Annotated in this window: 8 protein-coding genes; 1 reads left to right on the top strand and 7 read right to left on the bottom strand. The window is 68.0% G+C overall.

Annotated elements, in window-relative coordinates; all coding sequences use genetic code 11:
- Position 1: 1 nt before the first annotated feature.
- On the bottom strand, positions 2–682 hold the full coding sequence (locus DFO63_RS05530; protein WP_049445560.1) for a hypothetical protein: 681 nt from the start codon (positions 680–682) through the stop codon (positions 2–4).
- Positions 679–1896, bottom strand: coding sequence for a tryptophan synthase subunit beta (gene trpB / locus DFO63_RS05535; protein WP_014647880.1), 1218 nt, complete (start codon positions 1894–1896; stop codon positions 679–681). Before trpB ends, DFO63_RS05530 begins: the two co-directional genes overlap by 4 nt.
- 97 nt (positions 1897–1993) lie before the next feature.
- Here trpB and DFO63_RS05540 point away from each other — a divergent pair, with 97 nt between their 5' ends.
- Entirely contained in the window at positions 1994–2881 is an 888-nt protein-coding gene (locus DFO63_RS05540; protein WP_119006567.1) for a LysR family transcriptional regulator, read from the top strand.
- 71 nt (positions 2882–2952) lie between these two features.
- Here the strand turns inward: DFO63_RS05540 and DFO63_RS05545 are convergent, their stop codons facing one another.
- The 5 genes from DFO63_RS05545 to DFO63_RS05565 all read right to left on the bottom strand — a co-directional run bounded on the left by DFO63_RS05545 (position 2953) and on the right by DFO63_RS05565 (position 13060).
- On the bottom strand, positions 2953–4062 hold the full coding sequence (locus DFO63_RS05545; RefSeq protein ID WP_049445566.1) for a toxic anion resistance protein: 1110 nt from the start codon (positions 4060–4062) through the stop codon (positions 2953–2955).
- Between the two features lie 44 nt (positions 4063–4106).
- The gene (locus DFO63_RS05550) at positions 4107–4814 is read right to left on the bottom strand and encodes a hypothetical protein (protein ID WP_119006568.1); all 708 of its coding nucleotides are present in this window, start codon (positions 4812–4814) and stop codon (positions 4107–4109) included.
- Positions 4811–10201: a DNA repair ATPase gene (locus tag DFO63_RS05555; protein WP_119006569.1), complete on the bottom strand. Its 5391-nt coding sequence runs from the start codon at positions 10199–10201 to the stop codon at positions 4811–4813. Before DFO63_RS05555 ends, DFO63_RS05550 begins: the two co-directional genes overlap by 4 nt.
- An 85-nt stretch (positions 10202–10286) precedes the next feature.
- Positions 10287–12305, bottom strand: a complete 2019-nt coding sequence (locus DFO63_RS05560; protein WP_075677095.1) for a hypothetical protein — start codon at positions 12303–12305, stop codon at positions 10287–10289.
- A complete protein-coding gene (locus tag DFO63_RS05565) occupies positions 12302–13060 on the bottom strand; it encodes a hypothetical protein (RefSeq protein WP_259337405.1) in 759 nt (252 codons plus the stop codon). Before DFO63_RS05565 ends, DFO63_RS05560 begins: the two co-directional genes overlap by 4 nt.
- Positions 13061–13068: the final 8 nt, after the last annotated feature.

A 13068-nucleotide genomic window follows, 5' to 3' on the forward strand; every position in this document is an offset into this window, starting at 1 on the left:
TTCAGGCACATCCTTCAATCAGTTCAATCGCATCGCTGGTTCCCCAGTACATCTGGGTGACCCTCCCTTCAAACAGTTCCACGCGGATACCCAGGTCCGAACCCGGGTCCTGCCAGGTGAGGTACTCGCCCTGGTCACCGTCGTAGGCATGCGGGCTGGATACCGGCGGCTTCGGGAACTGGGCCATGGCCTGGGCGCGGGTCATGCCGACACGCAGGCCGAACGGACCGGGCTGCTGGGTCGGCGCCCCGCTCTCCGGATCCAGGCCGAGATCGAAACGGACGACGCGATCTTCATCGGTCATCATCGACACGCCGGGCGGCAGCCCCTTGCCGTCGTAGTACTCGCAACTGCCGCCGATGGCTTCGACCGCCCCTTGCGCGGTCCACGGCCCGAGTGCCTTCAGATCGGTCATATGCTGGCCGATCAGCACCTCGCCGGCATGGTCCAGCGCCACCGAGACCACTGCAGGCGCGCCATCGCTGTCCGTATCTTCCATGGACGGCGGATCGACAATCGGCGCACGCGCCATCGGGTCGAGGTCATCGTTGGCGGCCGGCTGCTGTGCCGGCTGCGTGGTGCCCTTGGCGGCCGGTGCCAGCACCGGCGGCTCCGGCGGCTGGCATGCGGCCAACCCCAGCGCCAGCAGCAGCACGCCACTGTTGCGCAGCAGCGCGCTCACAGCACCAGCCCTTCGCGCGCGGCGATGGTATGCACGTCCTTGTCGCCACGGCCGGACAGATTGCACAGCACGATCTGGTCACGCGGACGCTCACGCGCCAGCTTGATCGCCTGTGCCAGCGCATGGCTGGACTCCAGCGCCGGCAGGATGCCCTCGGTGTGCGCCAGCAGGTGGAAGGCCTGCAGCGCTTCTTCATCGGTGATGCCGAGGTAGCGTGCACGGCCGGTGTCGGCCAGGAATGCGTGCTCGGGGCCGACGCCCGGATAGTCCAGGCCGGCCGACACCGAATGGGTCTCGATGATCTGGCCGTCGTCGTCGCACAGCACATAGGTGCGGTTGCCATGCAGCACGCCGGGACGACCGGCGGCGATCGACGCGGCGTGGCGGCCGGTGCTGATGCCATCACCTGCGGCTTCGGCGCCGACGATCTCGACCTGGCGATCGTTGAGGAAGGCATGGAACAGGCCGATGGCATTGCTGCCGCCACCGACGCAGGCGGTGATCGCATCGGGCAGGCGGCCGTACTCGGCCAGCATCTGCTCGCGTGCTTCGCGGCCGACGATGGCGTTGAAGTCGCGCACCATGCGCGGATAGGGATCCGGGCCGGCGACCGTACCGATGATGTAGAAGGTGTCCTGCACATTGGTCACCCAGTCGCGCATCGCTTCGTTGAGCGCGTCCTTCAGGGTGGCCGAGCCGGAGGTGACCGGCACCACCGTCGCGCCGAGCAGCTTCATGCGGTAGACGTTGATCTTCTGCCGCTCGATGTCGGTGGCGCCCATGTACACCACGCATTCCAGGCCCAGCCGCGCGGCAACGGTGGCGCTGGCCACGCCGTGCTGGCCGGCACCGGTCTCAGCGATGATGCGCTTCTTGCCCATCCGCGCCGCCAGCAGCGCCTGGCCGATGGTGTTGTTGATCTTGTGCGCGCCGGTGTGGTTCAGGTCTTCGCGCTTGAGCAGGATCTGCGCACCGCCGACATGGTCGCTCAGGCGCTGGGCGTGGTAGATCGGGCTCGGCCGGCCGACGTAATGGGCCAGGTCGCGATCGTAGGCGGCCTGGAATGCCGGGTCCTGGCGGGCCTGGTCATAGGCCTGGGCCAGTTCCTGCAGCGGGCCGACCAGGGTTTCGGCAACGAAGCTGCCGCCGTAGCGGCCGAAATGGCCCTGGGCATCCGGGAAGGCGTGGTAGTCGGCAATGGGGGAGGCAGACATGGAAGCGACCGCTGGTTCGAGACAGGTGGATACTCTAGCGCACGGGTCGTGACCGGAAAATGGATATTATCTGGCGCATATTGTCAGGAAATCTCACATGAGCCGTTCCCTGCTGCCACCCCTCAATGCGCTGCGCGCGTTCGAGGCCACCGCCCGCCTGGGCGGGGTTGGCCGCGCCGCGCAGGACCTGCACGTCACCCACGGTGCGGTCAGCCGGCAGCTGAAGCTGCTGGAAGACCACCTCGGCCTGGCGCTGTTCCAGCGGGCCGGTCGCGGCCTGCGCCTGACCGCTGCGGGCACGCGCCTGCAGGCCGCGTGCAGCGAGGCCTTCGGCGGCATCGAAGACTGCGTGCGCGAACTGCGGCGGCCGGCGGCGGCTCCGGCGCTGGTGCTGGGTTGCAGCGGCAGCGTGCTGGCGCGCTGGATGATCCCGCGCCTGCCCGCACTGCAGGCCGCCCTGCCCGGCGTACGCCTGCAGTGGTCGGCGCTGGATGGCAGCTTCACCGAGGCGCAGGCCGCACTGGATGCGGTGCTGCTGCTGGCGCAGGGGCCGTGGCCCCGGGGCTGGCAGGTGCGTGAGCTGGCGCCGGAACGGGTCGGCGTGGTGGTGGCCCCCTCGCATCCGGCCGCGCAGCGCCTGCGGCATGTACCGCCCTCGGCGCTGCTGCAGGAGACGCTGCTGCACACCAGTTCACGGCCGCAGGCGTGGCCGGCGTGGGCGCAGGCACACGCTCTGGACACCTCGAAGCTGCAGTTGGGCACGGCCTTCGAGCATCTGTACTACCTGCTGGAGGCAGCAGTGGCCGGGCTGGGCCCGGCGATCGCACCCGAGCCGCTGGTGGCCGAGGACCTGGCCGCCGGGCGACTGGTCGCGCCGTGGGGGTTTGCCGCCACCGGTGGTTTCTGGGTGCTGGCGCGACCGGACGGACCGGCCGATGCGCGCGTGGATGCGCTGGCCGACTGGCTGGGCCAGCAACTCCGTTGACAACAAAAAGGGGACGGAGGGGATTAAGTCGCAAGTGGCACAAACGACTTAATTCCCTCCGTCCCCTTTTTTCAGCTGGCGGTCGGTGTGGCCAGGCGCTGCTGCAGGTCTTCGCGCAGGCGCGACAGCTCGACTTCGGCCTGCTGCCGCTGCTGCATGCCTTCGCGATGGATGCTGCGCACTTCCTCTACCGTGGCGATCAACTGGTCGTGCACGTGGCGCAGCGTGGCCACGTCGATCACGCCGCGCTGGTTGCTGCGCGCGGTATCCACCGAGGCCTGACGCAGCAGATCGGCATTGCGGCGCATCAGCTCGTTGGTGGCATCGTCGATGGCGGTGGACAGCTCGACCGCGGCCTTCTGCTCACCCAGCGAAAGCTGGATCGCGAACTGGCGCTTCCACGACGGGATGGTGATCTCGCGCACCGTGTTGAACTTCTCGATCAGCTGCAGCGCATTGGCCTGGATCAGGCGGATCATCGGCAGCGACTGATCGGCCGCATGCTGCATCAGCTGCAGGTCGGACACGCGCTTTTCGATCAGGCGGATCGCGTTGTCGACTTCGCCCTGGCGGATGCGCTGCTGCGGATCCTCGCTGCCCTGCCCGGCCTGCTGCTCGGCCTGCAGTTCGGCCAGGCGCTGCTTGCCGGCGGCAGCATACAGGCCCAGCGCATGGCGTTCTTCGCGGACGATGTCATGCATGCGGTCGAACTCGCCCACGCGCTTGCCCATCAACGCCTGCTGCACACCGACATCGCCCAGCAGCTGCTCGATCTGCGCGTTGGTGTCGCTGAACTTCTGCACCAGCTCACCCTTGGATACGCGCAGGCGGTCGATCAGGCCACCGATCACCGGCACCTTCGACCGCTGGGCGAAGCCGTCCAGCTTCAGGCTGCGCGCGATGCGCACCACTTCGCCCAGTTTCTCGCCACTGGCATCCAGGTCACGATTGCGCACCTGGTCGAGCAACTGGCTGGAGAACGCTGCGGTGCGCGTGGCCGCTTCGCGACCGAACACCTGCAGGTTGCCCGGGCGCAGGTCATCCAGCTCCAGACGGATCTCGGCGATGCGCGGCAGATCCTCGCGGACCAGGCCGAGCGCCTGCAATGCGCCGTCATCGAGCGGAGTGGCGGTGGTCGTGCCGGGCACGAGGGCACCGGGGGTCTGGCTGTCCTGGGTCATCGGGCAGTCTCCTTGCAGTTGGGTAAGCGGCAGCGGCGGCCGGCTCAAGGCAGTCTAGCCTGAGCCGCCGCGACCTCGTCATCGATCTGTGCGTGCAGCGTGGCGGCCTTCGCCGCCAGTGTGGCGCCGGCCGCGGCCTGGCCCGCCACGGCGGCCTGCCGCCAGGCCGGCAGCAGGACGTCATGGATGCGCGCGAAGCGTTGCAGCAGCACGTTGTCCTGGTCCTGCAGCAGCTGCCACTGGCCGGCCTCGAGACGGCGCAGCATGGCCAGCCGGCGCAGATGATCGAGCCGTTGCGACAGCGCGGCCTGGCCGGCGATATCCAGCGACGCCAGCCGCGCCGCAGCCAGCTCGACCCAGGCGTCCAGTGCCGTGGCTGCCTCTGAATGCTCGATGATGGCCCTGGCCCGCCGCTGCAGGTGCTGCTGCAGGTGCTGGGCCTGCTCGCGCGCCTGCAGGGCCAGCACGCCCAGCTGCGACTGCAGCGCACGTCCCTCCGCCTCGCGATCGACATCGCGCCCCAGCAGGCGGCCCCACCAGCCCTCCTGCTGCCGGATCTGCGCCGGGTTGGCGGCCTGCAGGGCCAGCGCGATGCGTGCCAGTGCGGCCACCAGGCCGTCGCCCGCACCCGGCGGCAACGGTGTTTCGCGCCGCGCCAGTGCCTGCAGCAACGGCGCACCATAGTTGGCCAGCACGGCGACATCGGCCGTGTCCGGCAAGCTCGGTGGCGGCAGTGGCGCCTGCGTGGTCACGGCAGCGGCGGCGGCTTCGGTGTCGTTGCCGGAATCTCCTCGCTGTCGTCCGGCGGCAACGACTCGCCATAGAAGTGGCGCATCAGGGCTTCATCCAGCGCGCGCTCCTCCGGCGTCGTGGCACGGCGCACACGCGCTCGCTGCGCCACCGCACTGTTCGGCACGCCACGCTCGACCTGCTGCCGCGCCCAGCCGGCGAACGCGGCCAGGGTCTGCGACACCTGTGCCTGCTGCGCCTGCGATGCCGCCAACAATTCCACCAATGGCGCCAGGCCCGCCTGCAGGTCGTCGGCCAGGACCGTGGCCGGCACACTGGGGGCCGCCACGACCGGCTCCGGCGCTGCGGCGGCGGGACGTGTCTCAGAAAGGCGATGCAGGGCCTCCAGCAATGCCGACCACGGTGCCGGGTCGGCAACGGCAATTGCTTCCGGCGCCGGCGGTGGCAGCTGCAGGGCGGTGGCGATGTCGGCCAGCTGCGCGACCACGCGCCCGCCGACATCGCTGTCGTCAGCACCCATGGCCTTGTTGCGCAGGAAATCGCGCTTGATCTGCGTCCAGCGCTGCGCCTGCGTGTCGTCCAGCACGCCGCGCAGCTCGGCCAGCTTCAACAGGTTTTCTTCGGCACCAGTGGTCAGCAGCTGTGCCTCGCCCAGGTAGTGGTCGGAGATCAGCTGCTGCAGCTCGTCCTCGTTCATCACCGGCGAGATTTTCTCGGCCAGCTTGTTCATGTTGCGGTAGCTGCCCTGCAGCCGGAACGGCGGCTCGGTACGGTAGCGATCGTCCTGTGCGGCACTGGCGATGTACTGCTGGTTGACCCGGTAGACCACGTCGCGCACGCGCAGCATGCGCTGCAGGGTGGCGGTGATCTCGTTGATCTCCGCGCTGCTGTAGGCGTGGCTGAGGCCGTTGGTCGAGACCTCCTTGCCCATCGCACGGTCGACCAGTACGTACAGGTCAGCCATGTCGCGCGTGGCCAGCGGCGCCAGCACCGGGTTGGAGGTCAGGCTGTTCTCGATGTAGCTGAGGGTAAAGGCCGCCTCCATGCCACCGAGCACATCACCGAGGTTGTAGATGTCGGCACGGTTGGCCAGCATGTCGGGAATCTTGAACACCTCGCCGGACTCGGTGTACGGGTTGCCAGCCATCACCACGCAGAACTTCTTGCCGCGCATGTCGTAGGTGCGGGTGCGGCCGCGCCACACGCCCTCGATACGGCGGGTGCCATCGCACAGCGAGATGAACTTCTGCAGGAACTCGGGATGGGTGTGCTGGATGTCGTCCACATACAGCATGGTGTTGTTGCCCATTTCCAGCGCGAGGTTGAGCTTCTCCAGCTCCTGCCGCGAGGTCGCGTCCGGCGCCTGGGCCGGGTCCAGCGAGCGCACCTCGTGACCCAGCGCCGGGCCGTTGATCTTCATGAAGACCAGGCCCAGGCGGTGCGCCACGTATTCCATCAGCGTGGTCTTGCCGTAGCCCGGCGGCGAAATCATCATCAGCAGGCCCATCAGGTCGCTGCGCTTGTTCTCGCCGACCGTGCCCATCTGCTTGGCCAGGTTGTCACCGATCACGCCCAGGTAGACATCGTTGATCAGCTTGTTGCGCACGAACGAGGACAGCGGCCGTGCCTTGAACTCGGAAAGCCGCAGGGTCTCGCGCTCGCGCCCGATGATGCCCTGGCGCAGCGCCTGGTAGGCGTGGAACGCCGGCACGAAATGACGCAGGTGCTGCGTCAGGCGCTCCAGGAAATCATCCAGCGATACCACCAGCGTGCCGTTGCTGATGCGTGCGTGTTCACCCAGCAGGCCATTGACCTCCGCCTGCAACGCGGCGTCGCTGGCACGGGTACGCAGCTGGCGCTGCACCAGCAGCAGTGCCGCAGCCTCGTCGACGTAGCCGGCATGCAGGGCATGCGCCGGCATCCGCGCCAGCGCCCGCAGCCACTGCCCGGCCAGCGCCCAGCGCGTGGCCAGCGGATCCTGGCTGCGCTGCAGGGCGCGTTCGACCGCCTCGCGCTGCCCGGCCTGTTCCAGCTGCTGCGCCAGCGCATCCAGCAGCGCTAGCGCATGGCGACTGCTGCTGAACACCGGCTCGCCGGTCGCCAGCTCTTCGCCCAGATAGGCGGCCGCGGCCTCTGCGGCATCGGCATCGAACGGCAACGCGTGGGATTGCGCATACGCCAGCAGTGCCTCGGCCATTTCCGCACGCAACGCCAGTCGCCCTTCGTCGGACCCCAGCAGGCGTGCCAGCGCTTCGGCACCCATCTGCCGGCCCGGCCATTGCGCCACCGCTTCGCGCCGCTGCTCGGCGGCCCAGAACAGCAGTGCCAGCGCACGCACCCGCGGTGCATGGCGCAGGCTGCCGGCCGCCTGCTGCAAGGGCAGCAATGCACGCAGGATCAGCGCGGCATCATGGTCATGGATGCCGCGCTCGTAGCCTTCGCGGTAGCGCGGTGCGGCGAACGCACGCACGCGCTGGTCCAGTGCTTCGGGCGTGGCGACGTCGTGCTGCAGCGTGGCCAGGTCAAGGCCGTCGCTCCCCTCCTGCGCGGCCATCAGCAGGCTGCCGGCCAGATACTCACCGCGATACAACGCAGGTGATTCCGAGTCCAGGGTGACCGGCCAGAACGGCTTCAGCGCATCCAGCTCCGGATCGTGCAGGGTCTCCAGGAAGTCGGTGCCGGTCAGATGGATCGCCAGCGTGTCACCACGCGGCAGCAGGGTCAGGTCCAGCGCCTGGGTGTTGACGCTGAAGCGATGGCGCGGCCCCAGCCGCACCACGTTGCCGCCCGCTTCGTACAGATCACTGCGGTCGCGCAGCTGGCGTACCGCCTGGTCACGCACGCCCTTCAGGCGCGCCTCGATGTCGTCGGCCTTGACGTTGTCATGCAGCGCGCGCAGGCGTTCGGCCAGCTCACGCAGCTTGAGGATCAGCGGATCGCCGGCAAAGAACGCATTGAGCTCATCGGCGGTGGCGAAGCGCTCGGTGCGCTTGGCGAGGCCATCGAGGATGCGGTTGGCCGCATCCAGCACCGAACGTGCCTTGCGCTGGCGATCATCCAGCAGTGCCTGCTTGTGCGTTTCGAAGGCTTCCACCAGCTCTTCGCGCTTGCTCAGGATGTCGCCAAGGAACTGCTCGTGTTCGCCGAACTGGCTCTCCAGCTCCTCCAGCTGCACCAGCAGGCGCGACAGCTGCTCGTCGGCGCGTTCCGGATCGGTGGCCAGCGCCAGCGCGCTGGTGATCGACTGCGAGAACAGCGCGAACTGCGCGGCGAACTGCGCCACGGCCTCGGCCGAACCCAGCGACCGGCGACGCTGATCAGCACGCGCACGGGCCTGGTTGAGGCGGCCGTACAGCACCGAGATCGACTCGACCACGCGGGTGCGGGCGGTGGCATCGTCCACCTTCAGGCCGGCCATCAGCTCGGACAACATGTCCAGGTCGGCTGCCATGCCACGCAGCCCCTCCAGCTGCTCGTCCAGCTGGCGGGCACTCTGTGCCTGCTGGGCTGCTTCATCCAGCGCCTGCAGGCGCGAGGTCAGCGGCGCCAGCGCGGCTTCGTCCGCAAGGAACTCGCCAGTGGCGGCGCCGACGCGGTCCTGCGCTTCTACCAGCTCGGCCGCCATCACTTCGATGCGCGCGGTGTCGATGTAGCGCAGCTCACGGATGGTCAGCAGCCGTCCACGCAATGCGGTGATCGCATTGAGCGCCTCGACGAAGGCCTGCACCTCGTTCCAGTTCTGCGGCTGCAGCCGCCCCAGCAGCGCCTTGTGCGCGGCCTCGGCCTCGACCATCGCCTGCGCCGACTGCTGGCGGATCGACTGCACCTTCTCGTATTCGTCCAGCACCGATTCGCCGGTGGCGCTGATCTGCCGCAGCAGCGCCTCGGCGCCATCGCAGGCCGCGTCGCCCAGCCAGTGGTGGGCATCGAACAGGCGCCGGGTGTCGGCCACCAGGCGCTGGTAGCGCTGCACCGACACGTCCTGGCCTTCGATCTCGCGCGCCAGGTTGAACAGGTTGGAAATGCCGCGCACCAGCTCGGCGTTGCCGATGCGGCCCATGAAGGTGTTGCCGGGCGGTCGGCTGGCTGCAAACTCGTCACTGCTGAACGGGGTCTGCCAGACCTGCATCGGATGGATGCGGGTCGGTTCGCTGCCTTCGGCATGGAACAGCACCATGCGCCCGTCCTGCATCAAGGCGTAGCCATGGCCGAACACCGGGTTCTGCAGCACGCGCTGGATGGTGTTGTAGACGAACAGCGCCGAGCGTCCGCCTTCGCGCTCGTAGAAGATGTACAGCACGTCCTCGCCGTTCGGCGAACGGATGCTGCGCTTGAACTGCATGCCGGCCATCGAGGCGTCGAATGCCTTGTGCTCGCCGCCCTGCAGGTAATACCCACCCGGGAAGATCACGCCGTGGTCTTCGGGCAGCTGCACGCAGGCCTGCACGATCGCATCGTTGCGCACGATGCCGCCGGTCAGCGTGTTGTAGATCAGGCCGCGCCACTCCGTCTCGCGGTACGGCAGCACCTTCAGCAGCACCAGCGAGCCGACCCGGGCGAATTCGAACTGGGCGTCGTCCAGCGACTGCGTGCTGTCCTCCACCGGTTCGCTGTAGATGCCCTGCCCGGTCTCGGTATTGTTCTCGACCTTGATGGTGAGGTCGCCGCCGGTGGTCTCCACGAACAGGGTGTCGAGGATGTTCAGGTGCGAATGGCGTCCATTGACTGCCAGGTCGCGGGTCGCCCTGGTCCATTCGAAGTCGAACGGCGGCGGCAGTGCGATATCGCGCTCGCCGCGCGCATCCAGATAGGTCAGTTCGCCATCGCGCGACAGCGCCCAGCGGAACACGCGCACGTCGCTGCTGCGCTCGCCGATCTGGAACGAGGCCAGCAGCTTGTCGCCCACCACGATCAGCTGCAGCAGGCGTGCGTGCTTGTAGTACGCGTACAGCTCATTGAAGTCGTGCACGAAGCCGGGCTGGTCGAGGAAGCTGCCCTTCAGCTCCAGCGCGGCCACGTCGTAGCCGTCGCTGCCCTGCACCAGCCGGTACAGGCCGAACACGTCCTCGATGCGGGTCTGGGTCTTCAGCCCGATGAACACGTTGTAGCCGAACAGCAGGCGGTCCGGGCCGACCTGCACGATGTCACGGCCGACGCAGTTGTTCTCGCTGCGGATGCGGAAGCGCCCGACCACCTCCAGGCGGCTGTCGCCGAACTCGGCCAGGCGCTGGCGGTTGAGCGTCTCGGCCAGGCCCTGCAGGCGCTGGCCCTGCTCGGCCAGGCGGCGGCGCAGGACTTCGTAGGCGCCGCCCTGGGCAACGGCCTGGTCGACGGTGGTGCCGCCGGCCTCCGGTGCAGTGGATTCGGCGGACGGATGGGTATCAGACATCAGCAGGCTTCCGGCTCACGGGCGGACGGCCGCGGTTGCGGCCGGCGCGGGCGGGCGATGGCCGCAGCAGCCATCGCCCGATGCATCAACGGGCGCTGTCGACCACGGTGGCCGACACGGTCGGCACCGCTTCGGCATCCTCGGCGATCTGGCGCGGTGCCGGTTCGGCCACGGCCACGCCCAGGTAGCGCTGCATCAGCTCCTGCACGATCGGGCTCTTGCCGGCGAAGCCTTCGATCGACTTGCCCAGCGACACCGCCTTGACCAGGTTCTCGAACATGCCGCCGTCGCCACCGACCAGGTCGATGTCGGCGTTGCGCAGCGCGCTGGCGATGACATTGGCGTTCTCGCGCGAGACTTCCTTGCCGGCTTCGATCGAGGCCAGCGCCTGCTTCAGGCTGTTGTCCAGCATCATGCGGAACTCTTCGTGGCCACGCGCCTGGTCGCTCAGCGAGGCGATGGCTTCGAACTTGCGCACCAGGCCCTCGGCCTCGGCCAGCAGCTTCTTCTGCACCACGCCGGCTTCGGCGTTGCCCAGCGATTCGGTGGCGGTGGCACGGGCCAGGCCCATCTTCTCCTCACCCTGCGCCTGCGCCTGCAGGGTCTCGGCCAGCACGCGGGCTTCGTTGCTGCCCTGCTTCAGGCTGGCTTCGGCCTTGGCTTCGATCACGCGGGCCTCGGCGATGCCGACCTTCTCGATGGCCAGTGCCGAAGCTTCACGCACCTGCGCTTCGGCCAGGCCAGGAGCGGCCTGTTCGGCGCGCAGCGCGTCGGCCAGCAGGCGCTTGGCTTCGGCCTGTTTGCCGGCTGCTTCGTGCTCGGCCTGGGCCAGCGTGGTCAGTTCCACCGCACGATGCTTGGAGGCGGTTTCGCGCGCCTGCGCTTCCTTCACTTCGCGCACCAGCGATTCCTGCGCCTTGGCTTCGGCTTCCAGGATCAGCACCTGCTTCTGGCGGTCGGCCTCGGAGACCTCACGCACTTCCTTGATGCGCTCTTCTTCCTGCGCCACGGTCTTGTCGATGGAGATGCGTTCGCGGGTAATGTTGGCCACGTCCATCTTGCCCTGCTCGACCACCTTGTCGCGCTCCACGCCCTGCAACTGCACTTCGCGGTCGGTGGTGACCTGCTCCAGCTGGCGTGCACGCTCCACGCGCTCGGCCTCGATGGCCACGGCACGCTGGCGGTTCTGCTCGGCCACTTCCACTTCGCGCAGACGGTTCTGGTCGCGGATCTCGATCAGCTGCTGTGCTTCGATGCGGGCATTCTCGGACAGCTGGCGCTGCTCTTCCTGCACCTTGGCGGTCTCGGCCTCCTCGCGCGCGCGGATGGTCTCGATCTCGCGCTTCTGGCGTGCTTCGGCTTCGGCCTGCTGGCGTTCCAGCGCCAGCAGCGCTTCACGCGCTTCCACGTTCTTCTTGGTGATGGCGAGCTTCTCGTTCTGCTCCAGCTCGTTGGTCACCACGTTCTGCGCGGCGGTCAGCTCGGTGATCTTGCGGATGCCCTGCGCGTCGAGGATGTTGAACTGGTCCAGCAGCGACTTCGGGGTCTGCTCCAGGTAATCGATCGCCACGTCTTCCAGCACATAGCCGTTGAGGTCGTTGCCGATCACCGCGATGATCTCGTCGCGGAACTCCTGGCGCTTCTCGAACAGTTCGGTGAAGTCGAACTTCTTGCCGACCGTCTTCAGCGCTTCGGAGAACTTGGCGTTGAACAGCTCATCGACGGCATGCTTGTCCGACGCACGGTCGGCACCGATGGCCTTGGCCACGCGCAGCACATCGGCCTGGGTCTCGTTCACCCGCAGGTAGAAGGCCACGGCGATGTCGGCACGCATGTTGTCGCGGCAGATCAGGCCTTCCTTGCCGCGGCGGTCGATCTGCAGGGTGATCAGGCTGATCCGCATCAGCTCGGCGCGGTACAGCACCGGGATGATCAGCGCACCGGTGAAGTGCACCTTGGGCGTGGAGCTCATGTCGTTGACGATCAGGGCCACGCCCTGGTCGACCTTGCGATAGAAGGCCTTGAACAGCCCGGCCACGCCCAGCAGCAGGACGAGCAGGCCGCCGGCGACGGCCAGGATCGGTAAGAGGGATGCCAACGTCATTGATGATTCTCCTTGTTGCCCGGAAGCAGGTTGTCCTGGAAATCGAGGGCGATCGCATCGGCGCGGACCACCCGGTAAAAGTGTTGTTCGGCCATGTGCTCGACCAGCACGATGCGCTCGCCACGCTGCAGTTCGATGTCGCTGCGGATCTGCAGCACCAGCCCGGCGCCGCCATCATCGACAGTGGCATGACCGCTGCGTGCGTCCACCTTCGGCGATGCGACCACGCCGATCCGGCCCAGCAGCGATGCCTGCGGCACCGGACGCAGACGCAGCAGGAAGCGCCGGACCGGGCGCAGGATCAGCGCGACGACCGGTACCGCAGGCAGCGGTGCCAGCACCGCCACGAGCGTACCCAGGCCCCAGCGCAGCAGGTCCGGCAGCGGCAGCAGTACGAACAGATGGATGAAATAGGTGATGAGCCAGCCGAACAGGCCCAGCAGGGTGACCACCACCATGATCGGGACGCCGCCCAGGCCCCAGCGCGCCAGCATGGCCGACAGGCCACTGAGGTCGGTCCCCGTCTCGAGCGCGCCATCGGCGCCGAGATCGCCAAAACCGTCATCGACCAGGCCGAACGCCGCAACCGCCCAATACATCACCGACACCAACAGCAGAATGCTGTACGGCAGCGTCGGGTAACCGAGTACGACGGTGAGAAACTCCTGCATCGCTTGCCTTCCTGGGCTATGGGCGGCGGCCGCCCGTTCGGGGCGCGCCGAGCGCGTCCCGTCGATCCCCGCGCCAGCCCTCATGGCAGGCG

Source organism: Stenotrophomonas sp. AG209, from assembly GCF_003550055.1.
Classification (GTDB): Bacteria; Pseudomonadota; Gammaproteobacteria; order Xanthomonadales; family Xanthomonadaceae; genus Stenotrophomonas.

Excerpts from the sequence above, each read along its gene's own strand:
- DFO63_RS05555 (WP_119006569.1), bottom strand. The coding sequence starts at position 10,201 with ATGTCTGATACCCATCCGTCCGCCGAATCCACTGCACCGGAGGCCGGC.
- DFO63_RS05565 (WP_259337405.1), bottom strand. The coding sequence starts at position 13,060 with ATGAGGGCTGGCGCGGGGATCGACGGGACGCGCTCGGCGCGCCCCGAA.
- DFO63_RS05540 (WP_119006567.1), top strand. The coding sequence starts at position 1,994 with ATGAGCCGTTCCCTGCTGCCACCCCTCAATGCGCTGCGCGCGTTCGAG.
- DFO63_RS05560 (WP_075677095.1), bottom strand. The coding sequence starts at position 12,305 with ATGACGTTGGCATCCCTCTTACCGATCCTGGCCGTCGCCGGCGGCCTG.
- DFO63_RS05545 (WP_049445566.1), bottom strand. The coding sequence starts at position 4,062 with ATGACCCAGGACAGCCAGACCCCCGGTGCCCTCGTGCCCGGCACGACC.
- trpB (WP_014647880.1), bottom strand. The coding sequence starts at position 1,896 with ATGTCTGCCTCCCCCATTGCCGACTACCACGCCTTCCCGGATGCCCAG.